This is a genomic window from Paenibacillus anseongensis, from assembly GCF_009757995.1.
Lineage (GTDB): Bacteria > Bacillota > Bacilli > Paenibacillales > NBRC-103111 > Paenibacillus_E > Paenibacillus_E chondroitinus.
On sequence record NZ_WSEM01000004.1, the window covers coordinates 438,985 to 460,621 of the forward strand.

The 21,637-nt window shown below is 47.0% G+C and carries 17 protein-coding genes; 14 read left to right on the forward strand and 3 right to left on the reverse strand.

The features are described from left to right. Positions 1–37 precede the first annotated feature (37 nt). Positions 38–1,591, reverse strand: coding sequence for a response regulator transcription factor (locus GON05_RS03970; protein WP_157317904.1), 1,554 nt, complete (start codon positions 1,589–1,591; stop codon positions 38–40). Next, positions 1,578–3,440 carry a cache domain-containing sensor histidine kinase gene (locus GON05_RS03975; protein ID WP_157317905.1) on the reverse strand — a complete coding sequence of 621 codons (1,863 nt, stop codon included), beginning with the start codon at positions 3,438–3,440 and terminating at the stop codon, positions 1,578–1,580. The genes GON05_RS03970 and GON05_RS03975 overlap by 14 nt, the downstream gene beginning before the upstream one ends. A 142-nt stretch (positions 3,441–3,582) precedes the next feature. Here GON05_RS03975 and GON05_RS03980 point away from each other — a divergent pair, with 142 nt between their 5' ends. From GON05_RS03980 to GON05_RS39630, 9 genes are all read left to right on the forward strand, one after another. Continuing rightward, positions 3,583–4,548, forward strand: a complete 966-nt coding sequence (locus tag GON05_RS03980; protein WP_157317906.1) for an ABC transporter permease — start codon at positions 3,583–3,585, stop codon at positions 4,546–4,548. Between the two features lie 15 nt (positions 4,549–4,563). Continuing rightward, positions 4,564–5,436 carry a carbohydrate ABC transporter permease gene (locus GON05_RS03985; RefSeq protein ID WP_181646631.1) on the forward strand — a complete coding sequence of 291 codons (873 nt, stop codon included), beginning with the start codon at positions 4,564–4,566 and terminating at the stop codon, positions 5,434–5,436. A 62-nt stretch (positions 5,437–5,498) separates the two neighbouring features. After that, entirely contained in the window at positions 5,499–7,175 is a 1,677-nt protein-coding gene (locus tag GON05_RS03990) for a type 2 periplasmic-binding domain-containing protein (RefSeq protein WP_246238792.1), read from the forward strand. A 95-nt stretch (positions 7,176–7,270) separates the two neighbouring features. Further along, positions 7,271–8,350 carry a Gfo/Idh/MocA family protein gene (locus GON05_RS03995; protein WP_157317908.1) on the forward strand — a complete coding sequence of 360 codons (1,080 nt, stop codon included), beginning with the start codon at positions 7,271–7,273 and terminating at the stop codon, positions 8,348–8,350. 36 nt (positions 8,351–8,386) lie between these two features. Then, positions 8,387–9,409: a Gfo/Idh/MocA family protein gene (locus GON05_RS04000; RefSeq protein ID WP_157317909.1), complete on the forward strand. Its 1,023-nt coding sequence runs from the start codon at positions 8,387–8,389 to the stop codon at positions 9,407–9,409. Positions 9,410–9,497: 88 nt separating this feature from the next. Then, positions 9,498–10,448 (forward strand): sugar phosphate isomerase/epimerase family protein, encoded by a 951-nt coding sequence (locus tag GON05_RS04005; RefSeq protein ID WP_157317910.1) that lies wholly within the window; start codon positions 9,498–9,500, stop codon positions 10,446–10,448. 9 nt (positions 10,449–10,457) lie between these two features. Beyond that, positions 10,458–12,197, forward strand: coding sequence for a hypothetical protein (locus tag GON05_RS04010; RefSeq protein WP_157317911.1), 1,740 nt, complete (start codon positions 10,458–10,460; stop codon positions 12,195–12,197). Between the two features lie 16 nt (positions 12,198–12,213). Next, positions 12,214–14,436, forward strand: a complete 2,223-nt coding sequence (locus tag GON05_RS04015; RefSeq protein WP_157317912.1) for a glycoside hydrolase family 88/105 protein — start codon at positions 12,214–12,216, stop codon at positions 14,434–14,436. A gap of 252 nt (positions 14,437–14,688) precedes the next feature. After that, the gene (locus tag GON05_RS39630; RefSeq protein WP_276509475.1) at positions 14,689–16,398 is read left to right on the forward strand and encodes a glycosyl hydrolase; all 1,710 of its coding nucleotides are present in this window, start codon (positions 14,689–14,691) and stop codon (positions 16,396–16,398) included. A 59-nt stretch (positions 16,399–16,457) separates the two neighbouring features. On the opposite strand, the gene GON05_RS04025 is transcribed toward GON05_RS39630, so the two are convergent. Beyond that, positions 16,458–16,910, reverse strand: coding sequence for a collagen-like triple helix repeat-containing protein (locus GON05_RS04025; RefSeq protein ID WP_157318066.1), 453 nt, complete (start codon positions 16,908–16,910; stop codon positions 16,458–16,460). Positions 16,911–17,377: 467 nt separating this feature from the next. Between GON05_RS04025 and GON05_RS04030 the strand changes: the two genes are divergently transcribed. The 5 genes from GON05_RS04030 to GON05_RS04050 all read left to right on the forward strand — a co-directional run bounded on the left by GON05_RS04030 (position 17,378) and on the right by GON05_RS04050 (position 21,629). Continuing rightward, positions 17,378–18,412 (forward strand): HD-GYP domain-containing protein, encoded by a 1,035-nt coding sequence (locus GON05_RS04030; RefSeq protein ID WP_157317914.1) that lies wholly within the window; start codon positions 17,378–17,380, stop codon positions 18,410–18,412. Next, on the forward strand, positions 18,409–18,708 hold the full coding sequence (locus GON05_RS04035; RefSeq protein WP_157317915.1) for a response regulator transcription factor: 300 nt from the start codon (positions 18,409–18,411) through the stop codon (positions 18,706–18,708). The genes GON05_RS04030 and GON05_RS04035 overlap by 4 nt, the downstream gene beginning before the upstream one ends. Positions 18,709–18,895: 187 nt before the next feature. After that, entirely contained in the window at positions 18,896–19,657 is a 762-nt protein-coding gene (locus tag GON05_RS04040) for a YveK family protein (protein WP_127455414.1), read from the forward strand. Beyond that, positions 19,638–20,303, forward strand: coding sequence for a CpsD/CapB family tyrosine-protein kinase (locus GON05_RS04045; RefSeq protein WP_157317916.1), 666 nt, complete (start codon positions 19,638–19,640; stop codon positions 20,301–20,303). Before GON05_RS04040 ends, GON05_RS04045 begins: the two co-directional genes overlap by 20 nt. A gap of 42 nt (positions 20,304–20,345) precedes the next feature. Next, a complete protein-coding gene (locus GON05_RS04050) occupies positions 20,346–21,629 on the forward strand; it encodes an efflux RND transporter periplasmic adaptor subunit (RefSeq protein ID WP_157317917.1) in 1,284 nt (427 codons plus the stop codon). Positions 21,630–21,637: the final 8 nt, after the last annotated feature.

The window sequence follows — 21,637 nt, forward strand, 5'->3', positions numbered from 1 at the left end:
CGTTTGAGAGAAGGATGTCGATTTAACGACACCCTTGTTACCGGTGATTCCGATACTCCTTGGGAGACATTTGAAATTGCTGCTTGAATACGTTGGTAAAATAGTTCGGCTCGTCGAAGCCAATGGCGCAAGCGATTTCGAATATTTTCATATCCGTGTTCCGCAGCAGCAGGGCGGCTTTATCCATGCGCAGACGGGTCACAAAGCGAGTAAAGCTTTCCCCGGTTGCTTTCTTAAACAGCACGCTAAAATAGCTGGAGTTGAGGTGAAGATGAGCGGCTACATCCGTTAGACGGCACTCCTCGTTGTAGTGCTCCTCGATGTACTTTGTAGCTTTCTCAATAACGTTGTCGCTCTTGGACGCTTGCCAGTTATTGAACAGAAGCAGGAAGTTGTTCACCTGTGCGTCTGCCCAGCGAAGGACTTCCTCCACCGTCCAATGGGCTTGCGGCATATCGGTCGGTATTCTTGCCGTCGCTTCATGACCGTCGGGATCAAACTGTTTCTGAATGGTTCCCAGCAAAGCAATCGAGAGCGTTAACGCCTGAATTTTCATATCTTCAGGCGGCTGATGGGACAGATCGGCAAGCAGCTGATTGAGAAGCTGCTGCAGCGCGTTTTCCTGCGGGATCAGAATAGCGGACATCAGCTTCATTTCCAACTCATTGACTTTCGCCTGATTTAAGGAGAGTGTCATGCCTGAGCCTGTACCCGCTTCTTTATCGATTCGTTCGCCGTCAGAATCCGAGGGGGACTCACTACTCTTGAACTGGCCATAGAATTCAGCCAGCTGCTTATAAGGGGGAGCCGCACCCATAGGTTGAACGTTCACACGAATGTTCAAGTATTCGAGAGAAGCATCCTGCACAGCTTGGATGAAGCTTTCGTCCGGCCCAGGATGGTCGGCAACCACGACGAAACGATCATGTTCAACCAAGAGGAGCCTGGCGGGAAGGCCGGCGCCCTTCAACAGCTCCTCGGCGATATTGGAGAAGGCGAATTGGATTAAGCTAAGGTCTGCTTTGCCATAGTTTTTGAGGGCCAAGTCTTCGCTGTTCAGCTGAAGCAGCCACAGCTCCTTCGTCAGAAGAACCTCATCCATGTTTTTCATGGCTGCGTAAGACGAAGGCAGATCTAATAAAGCTGCACGCAGCTCTTGGTCCTGCTGCAATTTGCGCTGGGCGAGAAGTTGCTGCTGTTGCGCGTATTTCTCATAGTACCGCTCGGAAGCCTTATTCATGACCTGCATGACATCTTGCTCCGTGCAAGGCTTGATCAGCAGATCGAGGGCTCCGAGTCTGACGGCTGCCTGGGCGTACTCAAAATTTTTGTAGCCTGTAAGAATGATGACCAGCAGATCCGGATAATGCTTCCTTAGGTGCCCTACAAATTCGATCCCATCCATGACAGGCATGCGAATGTCCGTAAGCACGAGATCAGGCTTGACCCGATCTACCAAGGCCAGCGCGTCTTGCCCATTGCTGGCCTCCCCGACAACGTTCCAGCCAACTTGCCCTTCTTCGAACATTTTGATCAAGCCCCTACGGAAGTTGGGCTGATCTTCCACGATGACCACGTTACCCTTCAGCATGCTGGCTCAGCTCCTTTTTAGTTGGGTGATTAGGCAGGATGAGGCGCATCGTCGTTCCGCTATTCACAACGCTCTCAACTTCGAGCCGGTAAGGCTGCCCGTGAACGAGCTCCAGCCGTCTAACAACACTGCGAACGCCAAGGTGTTCCCGTCCATCCGAGCGCTGAGGCAGAGAAGTCCCCTTCGGCCCCAGCAGGATTGCGATCGCGGATTCATCCATACCGCAGCCGTTATCGGTCACTTCAATTTCCAAATGTTCAAGATGCTGACTAGCTCGAATAACCAAGATTTTATGTGACACCTTATTCCGAAAGGCATGTACGAATACATTTTCTACGAGAGGCTGGAGAAGGAAACGCATCATCTCGTTGTCCAGCACTTGCTCATCCGCTTGGATAATCGTTTCCAAATCAGGTTCGAATAGTTCGGTTTGCAGCTTCACATAATTGCGAATTTGTTGAAATTCTTCCTGCACGGTTGTCAGTGTCCGAACGGGCATCAGGGAGTACTTGAGCATTTCCGAAATGGTGGCGATTAAGGCAGCGGTGTCCTTTTCATTTTGCAAATAAAGCTTCCAATAAATTTCATTGAACATATTGTGTAGAAAATGAGGGTTAAGCTGAACCTGCAGCGCTTTGAGCTCTGCTTCTCTTTCGCTTAGCTGCGTGAGATAGACTTCCGTAATCAGCCTGCCGACCTGCTCAGCCATGGCATTGAAGCTCTCGCCCATATAGGCGAGTTCATCTTTGGTACGGATTTCAATGCGGGCGCTGAAGTCACCGGAACGTACTTTGCGAAGCCCAAGCAGCAGATCCTTGATTGGTCTCAAGAGTTTGCCTGTTGAGATGACGATAAGGATGCTCGTTAACAAAATACTGATGAAGCCGGTATACGCAATACGTTTGGATAAAATTTTATTTTTAACTTGAATGTCGGAAAGGGAGGTTGAGCTGACAAGCTTGAAGGATGTCGCTTTGGATATCCCCTGTACATAGAGATGATTGTTCATCACACGGGTTTCGCTCATATCCTGCAGCATCTGGGCTTTCTCCGCTGTTTCAAGCGTGGAATTGCTGTAGAGCAATTCCTTGTTTTCGTTGTACAAATAGACTTCGCCTGTACCGTCTTTGATTAACTCTTTCAATATCCCGGCAAAAAAGGATTCATCCACCGCCATGACGAGAACACCATAGGTTTGCAAAGCGCTATTTTTCATCAGCCTGGCGATAATAATGGTTTGCCTGAAGCCGCTCGGTTCAATGGAGCTGGGCAGAGGCATGCTCATCCAGGCCAGATTCCCATAGGTATCGTTTAGTTTGGACTGGATCGTTTGAAAGGTTGGATCATCCAAGTTTTTAATCGCAGAAGTCGTATAGCTGAAATAAGAAGGATTTCCGTTTAAGTCATACAGATACATCCCTGTAATATAAGGCGCGTCTGATTTGATTTGGAAAATCTGCTCTTCAATTTGCTTTTTATCATAATACAGATTAAAGGCATCGGCATCCTCTTGGGAATTGATGCGTTTGATGAGCATTTCAATTTGCGGATTGAATACTACGGTCTGGGATACGCGCACAATTTCCTGAACCTTCATCTCAATTTTGGCCAAAGCCTCTTCATTCGTGCGGGAAAACTGCTTGCTGATCTCCTCTTCGAATAATTTCAGATTATACTGATAAGTCAAATAACCGGTAATCCCGAAGGCAAGTAAAATGATGGCGGACAGGCTAATAATGAGTCTGATTCGAAAGCTGCGGTTGATACCTATGAGTAGTTGTCGCCAGATTTGCATCTCAGATTCCCCAATTTGCTTATAGTTTGCAAGCCATAACGTTGCTGAGGACATTATACAATATTTCTGTCATTTAAAAATCGCTTTCAAACATGACCAAATGAATTTATAGAATCTTCTATAATTTTTTAAGGGTTTTGATACACGAACCCGGGTATGATAGGATGCATACCAACGAATTAGGGAGTGAGCAAGCATGAGCAGTCGAATCGGAGAACCCCCTGTCACTTCATCATCAGTGAACCTGCACAAGACAGCTTCTTTAAAGCGGAGCAGGCGATTGAAACAAAATATTCCTTTGTTCATCATGCTGATTCCAGTTATCGCTTATTATGTGATATTCAAATATTGGCCTATGGGCGGACTTGTTATCGCTTTCAAAACCTATAACTTTACAGATGGCATCTGGAATAGCCCTTGGGTGGGACTAAAGAATTTTAACCTGTTGTTTTCCAGTTCCAACACGCTCCAAATCATTTGGAACACATTTTGGCTGAGCTTTCTAAGCTTGGTGCTCGGATTCCCGGTTCCCATTTTCCTCGCTGTTTTGCTCAATGAGGTCCGGAAGTCGTGGTTCAAAAAATGGGTGCAAACGATCATTTATTTACCGCACTTCTTCTCTTGGGTCATTGTGTCAGGTATCGTATTATCGTTATTTGCAACCGATTATGGTTCCATCAATAAGGTGCTCAAGCTGTTCGATTTGGAACCCATTACTTTTTTATATGAGTCGCATTCATGGATAAGCATTTTTATCGGATCTGGCATTTGGAAGGAAATGGGCTTCAGTACCATCATCTACTTGGCTGCTCTAACGACCATTGATCCGTCGCTTTATGAATCAGCCTGTATGGATGGAGCTACCAAGTGGCGTCAGATGTGGCATGTAACGCTTCCCGGCATTCGGCACACCATTATTTTATTGCTAATATTAGCGATGGGCAAAATTATGGAAGTTGGATTTGATCAGGTCTATAACTTACAGAACGCTGCCGTTGCGGACGTGTCGGAGGTTATCAGTACTTACATTTATAAAATAGGGCTAGGCAGCTCGCAATTTAGCTTAACGACGGCGATGGGACTATTCGAATCGGTCATTAGCTGCAGTCTCGTGTTGATCGCTAACCGGATTGCCAAAAAATTTGATCAAGCCCTGTTCTAGAGAGGAGGACATGTAGTGAAAGCGACAAGAGGAGAAAAGATTTTCTATACAGTTAATTACGTACTGCTTGCACTCATTGCCTTAACTTGCATCCTGCCGTTTATTCATATCATAGCGTTATCGCTCAGCGATCGGTCATCTGTAGATTCAGGTCATGTCTTCCTTTGGCCGGTAGGACTGCAGTTCACGGCCTATAAAATTTTCTTCATCGCAAGCCCGGCTTTCAACGCCTTCAAAAATAGCATCTTCATCACCGTGGTTGGCGTGGTATTAAGTTTATTGGGCACCATTTTAGCGGCTTATCCGTTGTCCAGATCCTATTTGTTCGCTCGTCGCTATCTGGTTCTCGGCATGGTATTTACGATGCTATTCGCCGGTGGTTTAATTCCAACTTATCTCGTTGTTAAAAACATGCATCTCATCGATTCCTATTGGTCCTTATGGCTGACAGGATTCATTAGCACTTACAACATGCTGCTGATGAAAAGCTATTTTGAGAATATTCCTTATGAAGTACAGGAAGCTGCGCGCATTGACGGATGCAGTGACACCGCACTGCTCATTCGCGTCATTTTACCCTTATCCTTGCCGATGTTGGCGACTCTGGCATTATTTTATGGCATTAACTATTGGAACGCGTTCATGAGTGTTCTAATGTATATCAATAAAAGCGATATGATGAATTTGACGGTCGTTGTGCAAGCCATGCTGCAAAAAAACGATTTGTTGAACTCTCCTTCCCTGAATACAGAGGAGCAAGCAGCGGTTGCTACAGAGATGGTGAAAGCCGTGGGTGTTGTTGTGATGGTTGTGCCGATGCTGGTGATTTATCCTTTCTTGCAGAAGTATTTTGTCAAAGGCGTCATGCTTGGATCCGTAAAGGGGTAAAAATCGTTGGTGTTCCCGTTTAACAAAACTTCACTATAAAATTTTGCAGGGGGAAAATGCGCATGAAAAACTTGAAACTGTGGCTTGGAATCACCGTAGGGGTTGTCGCGCTTGGTGCAACGTTAGTTGGCTGCAGCAGTGACAAAAAAGAAGGGACAGCAGCGACGACAAGCAGCAAACCGGGTGAAGAGAAACCGGCTAAGCGTGGTGATGTGACGGTATCCATGTACGATCGGGGTGCGGTACCTGCATCCGAAGGATCGTATGAAGAGAATCGCTGGAGTAAATGGATTAATCAAAACGGACCTGTCAACGTGAAGTATGTTCCTATCCTCCGCAGTGATTCAACCAAGAAATTGAACGTTCTGTTTGCGTCGGGTTCCGCTCCGGATATCGTCAACGAGTACAACACACCGTTTCGAGGAAGTTTGTACGATCAGAAACAACTGCTTCCTATTGATAACATTTTGCAATATATGCCTGAATACAAGAAACTGCTGGATCAATATCCGCAATTGAAAAAAGCGGGGACGAAACCTGACGGGAAGCTGTACGAGATCGGTAAGGTGAAAGAGGCGGTTCCGGCCCATATTTTGCTGATTCGGACCGATTGGTTGAAGAAATTGAATCTGGCGATGCCGACGACAACGGATGAGTTATTGAAAGTGGCTAAGGCATTCGCTGACCAAGATCCTGATGGGAATGGTAAAAAAGATACGTATGGCCTGAATATGAGCACGTATTCCGAGCAAGCCATCAATGAGATGTTCGGCGAGAGCTCCTCGAGCTCGCTGCTGGCTTGGGATCTGAAGGATGGCAAAGTTGTCCGTGCGTGGGACAAAGAGCTTGCTTCTCTCACCTTCAAGAAGCAGCTCTACGATGAAGGCCTGATCGACAAAGACTATATCAACGATAAAGATGGCGCCAAGGCGAAACAGGACTTTTTGAATGGGAAGATCGGCATTTATGTGAAGTTTACAGGCGGCTGGTATGACTTTATCATGAACGATCTTACGACACTGCAGAAAAACGCGCCTGGGGCGGAAGTAGCTCCATTAGGTTATCCGAAGTCACCGCTTGGGACATTTACTGGCGCCATTGATAACCCTGTTCAAATGACAACCGTTGTGAACGCTAAAGCGAAAGATCCGGAAGCCGTTGGCCGCTATCTTGACTTTATTATGAAGCCGGAAACCGCTAATAAAATTGTCAATGGAGACGAAGGCACACACTGGAAGAAAGCTCCCAATGGTTGTCCGCAAGCGATAGATCCTGCAAAGTCCAAGAACGAAGTCAGCTATGCGTACGACTATACCATGTTCTTCTCATCGGGCGTTGATAAATGTACGTATGTACTGAATGGTTTCAATGCTGAAGTACCAGCGCAAAAAGCAGGAATGGATATGTATAAAGAAGTGCAGAAGCTCTATTTTGATCCGCAAAGAGAATATCCGGGAATTGCTTTAGGCGACCACATGCCGGTGTACAGCGCAGATCTGCAAGTCATTAACACCACGATATTGAAAGAAAAAGGCGACATATTCGTGAAAGCCATTCTTAGCGGTGCTAAGTACACGCCGGAGCAAGCAATCAAAGACTCACAAGCGGCTTGGGCGAAAGCAGGCGGTCAACAGCTCGAGGATTTCATGAACAAATGGTACCAAGAGAATAAAGATACAGCATTCCTGGCTAAGGATGCGATGATTATCGCGAAACAACAGATGGAGACAGTTAAGTAAGTCATTCTTGAAGAAGGGCTGGATACCGATGAAGCTGCCTGCGCGTTCAGGCCTCTCATCGGTGTCCAGCATCTTGCATCATGGGGGAAATTATAATGAACAAAGTTAAAGTAGCTATCATCGGTTGTGGCGGTATCGCAACGGGGAAACATTTGCCTAGCTTGAGCAAGGTTGCGGAAGCGGAAATCATCGGTTTTTTCGACATCTTCCCGGCAAGCGCACACCAAGCAGCAGCGAAATTTGGCGCTCCCGGTGCTAAAGTATACGACGATTACCGCGAATTATTGGCAGATCAAGCGATTGATGTTGTACATATTTGTACGCCGAATGATACGCATGCGGAAATCTCGATTGCTGCTTTGGAAGCAGGCAAGCATGTCATGTGCGAAAAGCCGATGGCGAAAACAGCTGCGGATGCCCGCCGTATGGTGGAAGCTGCCAAGCGGACAGGCAAAAAATTAACGATTGGCTACAACAATCGTTTCCGCGCAGACAGTCAGTATTTGAAACGGGTCGTTGAAAACGGAGATTTGGGCGAGATTTATTTCGCGAAAGCTCATGCCGTTCGCAGACGCGGCGTCCCTACTTGGGGTGTTTTCCTGGATGAAGATAAACAAGGTGGAGGGCCGCTGATCGATATCGGTACGCATGCTCTTGATTTAACCCTTTGGTTGATGAATAACTACGAACCTAAAGTGGTGCTTGGCACTGCTTATCATAAATTGTCACGCAAAGAGAACGCCGCTAATGCATGGGGACCGTGGGACCCGAATAAATTCAAGGTTGAGGATTCGGCATTCGCTATGATTGTCATGAAAAATGGGGCGACCATTATGGTGGAGGCCAGTTGGGCGCTCAATACGCTCGATACCAAGGAAGCGAAGTGTACGCTTTGCGGTACCGAAGGGGGAGCGGATATGCAGGACGGGTTGCGCATTAATGGCGAGAACCATAGCCGTCTATATGTGAACCAGTTGCAGTTTGAGGCCAAGGGCGCAGACTTCTACGAAGGCAAGAAAGAAAGCATGCAGGATAAGGAAATTCGTCTATGGATTGATGCCATTATGCATGATAAAGAGCCGATCGTAACGCCAGAGCAGTCCTGCATCGTATCGGAAATACTTGAAGCGATATATGAATCGAATCGAACTGGAAAAGCCGTATATTTTGACTAAATGATCGAAAAAAGATCGGAAAAGGAGTCTCAAACGATGATTAGAGTTGCGATGTTGAGCTTTTGGCATGTTCATGCCAAAGATTACGCACGTATGGCAAGTCAGCATCCCGACACCGAAATCGTGGCTGTTTGGGATGAAGATGCGCAGCGTGGCAGAGAGAATGCCAATGAGTTCAGCGTCAGGTTTTATGAGAAACTGGAGGAGCTCTTGGCAAATCCTGAGATCAATGCGGTTATTGTGGATACACCCACAACGGCGCACCGCGATGTAATTATCGCCGCGGCTCGTGCGGGTAAGCATGTTTTTACAGAAAAGGTTGTTGCCACTACAACAAAGGAATGCAAAGAAATACTAGCGGCGGTTGAAGCTGCTGGGGTGAAGCTCACCGTCTCTTTGCCGCGGTTATACACCGGGTTTACCCAAAGCATCATGAAGGCTATTCATGAAAGCCATCTTGGCACGATCTCAACGGTGCGCATCCGGCTTGCTCATAATGGCGCACTCCCGACAGAGAAAAATCCGAATGGCTCGTTGCCTTCGTACTTCTTCGATTTGAAGTCATGCGGGGGAGGAGCCTTGATGGACCTTGGCTGCCATCCGATGTACTTAACCCGCTTATTTCTGGGTTTGCCGGAAAGCGTCAGCGCAAGCTTCGGCTACATCACGGGGCGCGAAGTAGAGGATAGTGCTGTAGCTACGTTGCGTTATCCAAGCGGAGCACTAGGGATTGTTGAAGCGGGATTTGTAAATAGCTACTCGCAATTCGACATTGAGGTGCAGGGGACCGAGGGAAGCATAAAGTATTCTCGCGCCGATGATCGGGTCTATATCCGCAGCTCCAAGTTATCAGGTGAGGCAGCAGCAGAATGGCAAGTGGCCAAGGAACTTCCGGCGAGTCCGCCGACTCCGTTCGAGCAGTGGGTGTCACATATACAGAACCAAACAACAGCTTCAGAGAACATTCAATTAGCGCTTGATTTAACACGTTTAATGGAAGCATCGACGCAATCGGCACAGACGGGCACAGCTATTTATTTGCGAGATCTTACCGAATAAGGCGGCATTTCCGCAGAAAGGCCAGTTCATCCCCTGCATATGGAAGAAGGGTGATCTGGTCTTTGCCATAATAGAAGGAGGCATAAGGATGATCGACAAAGGGGAATATTCATTTTCAACGTGCTGGAATATTAAGAAACATACCGTTGGCCGGGAGATGGTGGAGGAAATTAAGGGGCTCGGCTTTCGATATGTAGAATTGAATTACAATGTGACTGAAGAGATGATGAAAACCATTGAACCCATGATTGAAAAAGGGGAAATAGGCGTTTCGAGTGTGCACAATGTATTTCCGTTCATCGACGATAAGGATTATGATACCGATTCCGTGATGTTGGGCTTTGATGACGAAGAGAAGCGCAAACGCTCTGTTGAGCTGCTCATTCGATCCATGGAGTATGCTAACCGCTATGGAGCGAAAGCTGTAGTCGTACATCCTGGCGAAGTCCCTTTTGAGTATAATATTGATCTGGATTTGAAGAAGCTTTATCAGGAGCATGGAAGGGCGTCGGCGGAGTATCAAGGGCTGTGGCAGAATATGCTGGAAAGGCGCGAGAGGCTCAGTCCTCGGTATACGAAACGGATTCAGGAAAGCTTGGACGAAGTGAGTGATTATGCAGCGAAAAAAGGATGGAATATCGCGATTGGCATCGAAACGCGCTCGAGATCGTATCAGATGCCGACGCTGATGGAAGCCAAGACGATTTGTGACAACCTGGGGGGAAGTCCCGTTCGCCTTTGGTACGATATCGGTCACGCCATGATGATGGATCGAATGGGTTTGTACGACAATTTGAAGGAGCTGGAGGAAGTTAAGCCGTATATTTACGGTGTTCATATTCATGAAACACTCGGGCTTTCCGATCATTGGTGCCCTTATGTACATAGCAAAGATCTGCATTTCTTTGACCATTTCCTTGAGGCTATCGACATTGCCAAGGTTAAAGTGTACGAGTTGAAGGCTGTATGTCAACCAGATGAGATTGAGGAGAGCCACAGACTGATCACAAGTAAAATAGCGGCCGGGAAAGGGCAATAGGTGATACACATGGACTTCATATATAAGCGGTTGGTGGAAAATAACGACGATCTGGCAGCATCTGCGCTTCAAAGCCAAGTGCTTGATCCAGCATCCAAGTATTACGGCGGAATTATTGATGAGACGGGCATTGCGCGTGCTAGTCATCATAGTACACCTGTCTATATTGCTGCCTGGGCAGCGGCCTTGGTGAATCCAGACTCCCGATTCTACCATAGCGAGACATTAGCAGCTTCCTTGGAACTAGCAGCAGCGTTCATGCTGAACAGGCAGCATCCGGACGGGACGATTTCGCTGGGGTCAACCAATTACAACTCTCCGCCTGACACCGGTTTCGTAATTGGCGGCGTAGCGCAGATTTATCAGCTGCTCGCTGGTCATGATTGGTCGGTCCTGCAGCCAATAGCGGACAAATTAAAGCTATTTCTTGAGCGAACAATACCAGCCATGCTGACGGGCGGCTGCCATACGCCGAATCATCGATGGGTGCTTACGGCTGCCTTAGCCCAGTTGTATGATATTTTCAAAAAGCCCGAGCTCCTCGCACGAGCGGATGAATGGCTCGCAGAAGGCCTGGACATTACGGCAGATGGCGAATGGACGGAGCGGAGCAACGGCATTTATAATGCCGTCAGCAATGTTGCGCTGTATCATACGGCTCGCGTCTTGCATCGTCCCGAATTGTTGGACAGCGTGCGCCGGAATCTGCGGATGATGGTCTACCTCATCCATCCGTCAGGTGAAGTGGTAACCGACTATTCGGGCCGGCAGGATTTTGGCCAAACCTATGATATGGCTACCTATTATACGATTTATCTCTTAATGGCTGCACATGACAAGGACCCGCTCTTCGCCGCCATGTGCGATTATGCCGCTGGTTTCGTCAAGCGTCCTGACGGCGTAAATAATAACGCTCTGCTGCACGTGCTGCTTTACCCGGAAGTAGAAGAAACCATCCGTGACTTGGAACGCGTCGAACTTCCCGATCAATATGCTTATATGCTGAATCAGCATCATCCTATGAATGAGCACCTGGGCTTAATTGATGCTGTCGGCCATCATCTGAAAATTCAGCACAGCTCTATGCATCTAGCATTCGGAGCACCGGTGGTGCGTATTCGCGAGAAGGAGAAGAGCATAACGATTATGCCGCAAACACCGTCCTTTTTCTCGCTTCGTCATGGGAAAGTCAGGCTGCTGGGCATTAAGCTGTCCACGTCCTTTTCTCCGGGTATCGTTAAATTTGATCAGCTAACCGCCCAAGATGGCGTCTATCGGCTAAGTGTCGTTATGGAAAAAGGCTACAATGGACCTATTCCACAGCAGCATCTTCCCCTTTCAGCGAAAGGGCCGGTAAGTCCGTGGTATTTGCTACCGCATCAGCACCGGCCGATGACGCATCTGCAAACCCATGAGCTGCAGGTGGAAATTAAACAAAATTCGTCCGACTGGACGGTGCGCATACATTCCGATGAGCGGGAAGACATTTTTACGCAGCTAACCTTTATTCTGGGCAATGAAGGAGCAGTAGAAGGAGAAGATCTGCATGAAGCAGGCGACGGGAAATATTTCCTCAAAAGCGGATCTGTGACCTATCGGGTGGAGGAAGACAGCATTGAAATATCTTCAGGAGCTTTCGAACACTTATTGCCTATCCTTCGTGAAGATCAGCACCCGGCAGGCTGCCAATATGTCCATGTGAACTTGGTGACGCCGTTTGACCGAACCTTCACAGTAAGACTGCTGTAGAAAGGAGTGTGGAGAGATGACCACCTATTTCAATGAACAAGAGAGCATCCAGTCCCGTTTAGGCCAAGATGAAAAACGCACGCTGAAAGTGCTTGCTGATCGCTATATCGGAGCCAATCCGCCTGTACCGTTTGCCTTTAGGGCGTTCAACCGAGCAGGTATTCTGCAAAATGACGAGGGCTTATTCGATCTCAATCTTCGTCACAGATTCCCAGAAGCAAAACAGGGGCAAATTTCTTATGCTTACTCGCTAGTATGGAGTGATAGTGACCGGAATCTGGACGTGTTGATGCGTTGTTTGGGTCCGATTCAGTTTTACTTTAATGATGAGCTATCCTACCGTTCAAACGTTATAGATGAGCTGAAACCGGATGCGACCGTCAAGTTGAATCTCAATTTCGTCAAAGGCTGGAATCGTCTTTTCATAAAAGCGAGGGTGACGGCAGCGGGATTCGGATGTCTATTCGGATCGGATGAAGCCAAAGTTAGAATTTTGAATGTGCGTTCTCCTTTTGCCGAAAGAGCGGGCCAGGCAGGGTGGGTATATTCCGTTCCGATCGATGCTGACCTGTTCGAGGAAATTCCGCTGCCGGCAGCGATCTCTTCCGAGAAGGAGCAGGGCGTCAAGTGGCTTCCGGAATCCGACTGGAGGGAAGAGGAACTGGCTGTACAGGTTTGCGAGCGCTTATTCGGCCTTCAGCCAGGCAAGCGGGCTTACGCTTGGACCCAGTTGAACGCTACCGCCATCGGCAAAGCTCCTTATGTGTTAAAAGGGAGCACAAGCGGACCGCTGACGGTTTGGCTGAATGGCCATCAGGTCACTTCAGTTCAGACGGCGGGCAGCTTCGAAGTGGAAGTGCCGCTTGCCTTCGGCAAACACGATATGGTCATCCGCAGCGAGTGCGAACAGGCGTCGCGCTCGTGGGGCTTCACCGTGCAGGCCTATGCAGGCGGAGAGCAGGTACCGTTCCATGCGCCTGTGGACGTGCATGGCTCGGATGAGGTTTGGCTCTATTTGGGTCCTTTTGAAGCCAATGTGGAACTGAACGAGAATGAAATCGCTACGACGAAGCGAGTTTTTGCAGGCAATTATTGGCGCTTAGACCGTCCGGAGACGTGGATTCGTCCCTATTATGAGAACGCCATGCTGAGCAATAAATGGACCGTTGGCAATGTGACTAACTTTGCCCGCTGGGACTATCCGCTCGGGGTGACCATCTACGGGCTGCTGCAAACCGGCCGTTTACTGGAACGGCCAGATATTCTCTCGTACGCGTTGGAGCATGTTCAAAGCTGTACGGATATGTTTGAGTACTCGCTATGGGACCGCGAGCAGTACGGGTTCCCGGCCATCAATCAGCAGCTGGTCATGATGAAAATGCTCGACAACTGCGGATCATTCGGATCGGCCATGTTGGAATCGTATAAAGAAGATCAGCATGCGAGTTACCTGCCGATTGCCCACAGGATTGCCGAGTTCATGCTTCAGCAGCTGGAGCGGAAAGAAGACGGAGCCTTTTATCGGGTGTGTCAGGATGAGTATTCGGAGAATACCATGTGGGCGGACGACCTCTATATGAGCACGCCGTTCCTGTGCCGCTATGCGGCGGTAACGGGAAATCGCGAAGCGCTGGATGAGGCGGCGAAGCAGTTCCTGTTATTCCGGAACTACTTATTTATGCCGGAGCAGCGGATCATGTCCCACGTATTTGATTTCAAATACGGGATGCCGACAAGGATTCCGTGGGGGCGCGGCAACGGATGGACCTTATTCTCCCTGACCGAGGTGCTGGAGGCTTTGCCGGCAGATCATGCGCTTCGCGCTGAGCTTGTCCGCTTCTTTAACGAGCTGTGCGCAGGCTATGCCGAGCTGCAGGCAGCAAGCGGACTGTGGCATCAGGTGTTGAATGACCCTGATGCGTATCAAGAGGCTTCTTGTACGGCGATGTTTGCGTATTCGTTTGCCAGAGGCGTCCGCTTTGGCTGGCTTGCCGAGCCGCAGCGGTACATCCAGGCTGCGCTTAAAGCCTGGGACGGCTTAACGCGGTATGCCATTGACGCGCAGGGTAACGTGCACGGCGTTTGCAGCGGCTCACGGTACGCTTTTACAGCGGATTATTACAAAAAGGATCTGCTTACCGTTACGAACGATAATCACGGGGTAGGCATTATGATGCTGGCGGGCACGGAGATCGTTAAGCTGAAGGGCTGGTTAAGGGAGTCAGCAAGATGGGATTGAAGACGTCCTGTCACGGCGGATTTTATATTCAAAAAGTTCTATTTTCTTTGTCGATTTCTGACAGGAAATAGCTCTCGAGAGAGATTCTCTCGATGTATTAGAGGTTTTTTTGTATTTTCTACAATTTCCTACAGGTAACCTACGCAAATAGTGCTAAAGATACATAGTATAGGAGTATGGCAGTCATAAAACTTGCTAGATTCATAGAACATGTACGCCATTATACGAATACATTGCGAGGTGAGTAGGAGGATGCTTCCGATTAATGCAAAGGCTAGCCAGAGAGCCGTTGATGTTTTGAATTATTTGTATGCGATATCAGGTTCCAAAACATTAACAGGTATTCATAACTGGCTGGAGGACCCGAGTGGTTATGTCAATGAAATTAACAAGCTGTACGGTGATTACCCGGGTATCGCCGGGTACGAGATGGGGCCTATTTCCGGCCAGACAGCAGCGCAGGTCACATCTCAAAGGCAAAATGTAACGAATGCAGCAAAGAAATATGTTCAAAGTGGCGGTCTCGTGACCATGATGTGGCATCAGAATTATCCACTCACAACCTACGCCTGGTCCAACGTGCAAAGGAATACGACGGATGCGGAGTTCAACCGTGTGTGCACGCCAGGAACAGCAGAGTACAATTGGCTGATCTCGGAGTATGACAAGGTTGCGGTTTTTTTGAAACAGCTGAGAGATGCCGATGTTCCCGTTCTATGGCGCCCGTACCATGAGATGAACGGCAACTGGTTCTGGTGGGGGAAGAAGCAAAATTTTAAACTCCTTTGGGACATTATGTATGACCGGTTTACGAATTATCACGGCTTAAATAACTTGCTTTGGGTTTGGAATGCGAATGCGCCTAAGAGTTCAGACATCAACCCTTACTTGACACATTTCGTAGGGACAAGCAAATGCGATATTTTAGGAACGGATTTATATATGTATGGCAGTGAACCCTTTAAGCAGGAATATTATGATGGTCTCGTCGCTATTTCAGGTGGAAAACCGGTTGCTATTGCAGAAATCGGCCAATTATTCCCGAGCTCAACCTTTACGAAGCAACCCAAATGGGTATGGTTTATGGAGTGGGCAAATTATTTATATGACTATAATACCTCATCTCAGCGAAATGCCTTATACTCGACTTCCGTAGAAAGAATGTTGAATCGAAGTAAGGTCAATATCCCCACAACACCGACTCCGGATACGCAAGCACCGACAATGCCGTTGAATTTGGCGGCGTCTTCCAAGACAATGACTTCGGTTACACTGACATGGACGGCATCCACAGATAATATTGGCGTTACGGGGTACGAAGTTTACGTGAATAACACAATCTTGGCGGGAACTACGACCACGACTAGCTTTACGGTCACGGGTCTGACGGCGAATACGGCGTACCGTTTTCTAGTAAAAGCAAAAGATGCTGCGGGGAATAATTCTGCTTTTACGCCACCGCTCACGGTGACAACGGATGCCATTTATACGGGTTTTGTTCGTGGGATTAATTTCGGAGGAGCATCTGTCACGATGGATGAGCAAACATGGTTAGCGGGAGATTATGTTCTATTCACGTATTCCTCCAATAGCAAAACTTACGTCAATTCGCCGGCAATTACACCGGTTCCAGCTGTTGACAGCGTTTCAAGCGTAATGCTTAATTCTAAAATTTATGCTTCAGAATCCAGTTTTACGGTTGCTCAAGCGCTGTCCAATGGCAATTATCAAGTGTATGTTTGGTCTCTTGAAAGTGCTCAAGCAAATTCATCTTCTTTTGATGTGGTTCTTGAAGGTGTGCAGGTAACAACAGTCCCTATCGGTTTATTAGCTTTAAACAACTGGGCCAGATATGGCCCTTACAGTATCACCGTGAAGGCCGGCGTACTGAGTATGGAGGTACGACGGGTTACTGGCGATCCGGGCCTGGCAGGGATGGCGGTCTACACAGCCGCCGTGTAAAGCAGAAAGTCCGACATCCACTTAACGTGTGTGTCGGACTTTCTGCATTCATTGCTCTGTTAGCATGTGAAGGACTCGATAAAACGTAAATCGATTCCGAAGAACATCCAGGAGAAACCATTCCAACGGAAGCCGGCAATGGAATTACGACCGACGAAAGTCGGATAATACCAGAACTGCTGGCCATTGCTTAGCCATACATAGGTAAAGCGGAACATGCAGCGTCTAATGCCACCCGGATCTACTGCGAATGTAGAACCAGCCAAAGATTGCGGCTTTTGCGGGGTATACGCAGGCGGAGCCGATGTGGGCGCTTGCTCATTGCCGCCTGGCACGCCAGGTTGCCCCGGGAATCCAGGCTGCCCTGGGAATCCAGGTTGCCCTGGGAATCCAGGTTGCCCTGGGAATCCAGGCTGCCCCGGGAATCCAGATTGCCCTGGGAATCCAGGTTGCCCTGGGAATCCAGATTGCCCTGGGAATCCAGATTGCCCTGGGAATCCAGGCAAGCCCATGCCAGGCAAGCCGGGAAGGCCGAACATGCGTGTGTCATATACAGGTACCCAAGCGTAGGCTTGCGGTACAGGATAGCCGTATGCATAAGGCGCGGTTTGAGGATAGGCTTCCGCATACGCAGGGTTAATTTCGGGCTGCTGCAATACGTCAGTTTCCCGTTCCGATTGCCGAGTCTCTTGTTTTTTGTTTGAAGTCATGGATGTAAGTTCCTCCTTAGGTTAAAGCGGATTAGTCGATACTTACTATATGCAGGAGGCTAGACGAATGTCACGGTTAGAACTGGTCTAGAGGAGAGATTTTGCCAAACTATACCATTAGTCCTAATTATATTTTGATTTATGAAAGCCCTAGGCTTTTTCTCCTAGTAATATAGGAAAAATACGGGATTTACCTCCCATGGTTGGAACCTAATTTGTCGTATATAATAGAAATTGGTTATATTTTGAAATAATTGGGGCGGGGTTAATTGAAAGAACTTACGGGGAAAATGTTGAAATACGATGTAACAACGAGCTATGGGCTTGTACTGGCACCAAGCTTAACCGTTCTTACGGCAGAGCATTTAGATTTATTTAGACAGCATCGTATTGACTTCATGGACATTATTACGACAAATCCCCAAGAGCAACTGGAACAGGAACTAGTCGTCGCCGACACCCAAGATTCTTCAGAAATCCTAGTACAGCAAGCTTCTCAGCTAGCCAAGAAAATATTCGAGCAAATGGAATCAGAGAATAAAATCCCATTGCTTGAAATTAAGAGTCAACTCATTCCTATTGTTCAGCAAGCTGCCGAACATCCTGATTTATTCGAATTACTTGAAGCTGTTAAAGCCAAAGATGAGTACACGCATCAGCACAATGTCGGAGTAGGCGTACTTTCGACACTAATCGGTAAGTGGCTTAAGATGGATGATAAAGAGATAGCCTTGTTGACGCTAGCAGCTACTTTGCATGATGTTGGTAAAATTAAAATATCGCAAGACATTCTCCAAAAGCCGGGGAAATTAACAAAAGATGAATTTAACACCATGAAACAACATACCATTCGGGGCTATAACATGTTGAGGGAGACCGTTGGAGTCAACTACCGGGTTTCACTTGTTGCCTTGCAGCACCATGAGCGAGCAGACGGAAGTGGATATCCTATGGGTTTAAAAGATAGCCAAATCGATCGCTTGAGCCGGATTGTTGCTGTTGCCGACGTCTTCCATGCCATGTCCTCGAATAGACCTTATCATGAGATGATGCCGTTCTACGAGGTTGTGCGACAGATGCGCGCAGGTCTTTTTGGAGAGTTGGATCCACATATCGTATCCGTGTTTCTTAAGAATATCATTCGAAGTTTAGTTGGCAGGAAAGTGAAATTGACGGATGGTCGATGGGCGGAAGTCGTCTATATCAATCCTACAGATGATACAAATCCACTTGTAAGAGTCGATGAAGCATTTGTAGACCTTAGCCGAGAACGCCACATTCATATAAAGGAAGTTGTTGTATGATGCATAATTCAAACGCAGAGAATACAGTTTTGCAACAATTTTTCACGAATTATGGGCTGACGCAGCGAGAATCGGAAATTCTTTCCCTGATCGCAACTCACGGGTACACAAACAAGGAAATTGCTGAAAGCTGTTGCATCAGCGAGAAAACAGTCAAGATTCACCTAGCGAATATTATGAGCAAAATTGGCATTGGCTCGATGCGCCGGCTGCTGGCACTACTTTTGCAGCAAGCATTGATGGTTTCAGGGCTTACAAGTGAGAAGAATTTAGTGAAATCCGTAGGGATGAATTAAGAAAAAGAGAAGGCCTTTCGAGGTGCTTTTCTTTTTTTTTATGCGCATTTTAAGTGATACATTTTGGAACTTAGAAATGGAATATTTTGTTGACATGATACGAAAAGTATCTTAAAGTAGTAATAGAATTAAGATACAAATAGTATCATTGAATTTCGAAAAAGATGACTTCTCACGGAGGGGAAACATGGAAATTAATTTAAAAGATTATTTGATGATTATAAAGAAGCGTTGGTGGCTAATTGCATTAATTGTATGTGGTTGTACCCTTCTAACCGCCATGTATACGACAGCCAATTACGTTCCGATTTATCAGGCTTCGACAAAATTGATTGTCAACAAAACATCTGAACAGGGTCAACTAGGCACGGAGCAAATCGATTATGGAGCCATCGGTGTTAATATGGCCCTCATTAATACCTACAAAGAAATCATTAGAACCCCGGCAATTATGGATAAAGTCGTTCAACGCTACCCTGACCTCAACGTATCCACCGACCAATTAATTTCTATTGTTAATGTGTCGAACCTCAATGAAACGCAAGTGATGTCGATTACGGCCCGACATGTTTCCCATGATCGAGCGGTGAAGATTGCGAATGCCGTATCGGATGTTTTCCAAACAGAGATCCCCAAAATTATGAAGGTCGATAATATCACCATCCTGAATAGAGCCAAAGTTCAGGACAATCCTATACCCGTGAATCAAAAGTCAAATCAATACATCATTCTTAGTTTTGTTGCATCGCTCGCTGTTACAGTTGGTATCATTCTTCTGCTGGACGCTTTAGATGATACTTTGAAAACGGATGAGGATGTTCGAGAGGCTTTTGAACTCTCAACCTTAGCTTACATACCGAAAGTGAAAACCAAAGCACTAAGGGCGGCGCAGAAAAACAAATCCAGAAAAAAAGTAGAGGATATTGCATATGCCAAAACTATCCACTGACTCTTCCATAACGATGCAAAAGAATCCTAACTCTCCGGCATCCGAAGCTTATAGATCTTTAAGATTTAATATCGATTGTTCGGTATTCGGGCGTGAAGCAAAGACGATTACCGTCACATCTTCAGGCAGAGGTGAAGGGAAAACAACGACGGCTATTAATTTAGCCGTTGCGTATGCACAAACGGGCAAGAAAGTGGTGCTCGTAGATGCCGACCTGCGAAATCCATCTATTCACTTAACGTTTCGTGAGGATAATGCTAAAGGGCTGACCAATTATCTGGCTAATCAAAGTACATGGAACGAGATCGTACGGGAATCTTATATTGAAAATTTATCATTCGTAACCTCGGGTCCTGCGCCTCAAAATCCTTCCGGCCTATTGGCATCCCATCAAATGGATGTCTTGCTGGCAGAGCTTAGTGCGACATATGACATGGTTATTGTGGACACAACCTCCATTCTAACAGTAACGGATGCCAAAATTATGGCAACAAAGTGCGATGGGACGCTCCTTATCGTCAAATCCGGTAAAGTCAAACGCGGGATCGCCAAGAAAGTGAAAGAAGAGCTCCATCTGGCCAATGTGAATTTAATTGGTGTCGTCATGAATGAAGTGAAAAGCGATCATGCGTCGTCGTACCTTTAATCGTTGCGGGAAATCAAAGTAAGGGGAGAGAGTCTATAACGTATGAGAAAAAAACGGCGGAAGCAGCAACCGAAAGTCGTGAGAACCCTTTGTATTTTGACTTTAAGCATTGGCATATTGGCCGGGTGCTCGGATACGGCAGTGAACAATGCAGACAGCAATTCCATGTACAGTGATCAAGCGCCGAAAAGCATTAAAGCTTTCAAGGTCATTAAACAAAAAATCGGTGATCCGTTGGAACGTGCGGCAGAAGCACAATCATCAGCTCAATTTGATATTACATCCAAGGCATCCGGAGATATTGATCAAATTTTGAAAAAACGCGGAGATATGGTTCAAGAAGGCGATGTGATTCTCCGGTTGAGATCCGGCGATCTCCAGACACAGAGAGAAACCGCGGCTATTGCTGTACAAACGGCTCAGGATGCAATAGAAAAAGCGAAAATAAGAGCTAAAAAAGAGACGCAAAACCAAAAGTTAGATATGAGCAATGCCATTCAGAAGATGGAACTGTCGATGACTGGTTTAATGCGAAATTACAATAAAATGAAAAACGATTATGATATCGGACTGGTTACGAAAGCTCAGCTCTACCAGATGGAGACTCAAATGATGAGTGCCCGCATGGATCTGGATCAGCTTAAACAGAAGCTAAGCGCTGTAGAGCCGCAGGAAGTTTCTCCTGAATTGGACGCGCAGCTCAAAAATGCTCAGGTTAACCTGCAGCAGCTTGACCAATCGATGAAAAACCTTGAAGTGAGAGCTACAGTAAGCGGCTTATTGACGGAGATGCCGATGGAAGCAGGGATGGCGCTGCAGGCAGGATCTAAGGTCGGGATTATTCAAAGGCTGGACCCGATTAAAATTAAAGCACAGCTATCAGAAGCGGAAACGAACCAAATCGGTAATAAAACACAGCTTTCTTATTTCGTCGTGGGAGCAAATGAGAAATACAAGGGAGCCATCAGCTATCTCTCCAAAGTGATCGATCCGGAAACGAAGGCCTATGAAATTAATCTTGAAGTGCCAAATAAAGATTTGGCATTGAAACCTGGCATGAAGCTGAAGCTTCAACTGACGGAAGAGCAGGACCAGATTGTAGTGACCGTCCCTACCTACAGTATTGTTAAAGAAGGTGACAATGCTTTCGTATTTGTGCTCAATGGAGACACCGTAGAGAAGCGCAGCATTCAACTAGGCAGATTGAACGAGCCTAATCAAGAAGTGCTCTCGGGCCTCAAAGAGGGAGAACTGGTCGTAAAAACGAGTCCAAGTCAGTTAAGCAATAAACAAAAAGTTCAAATGACGGCTATTGAAGAGCAATAAATAAAATT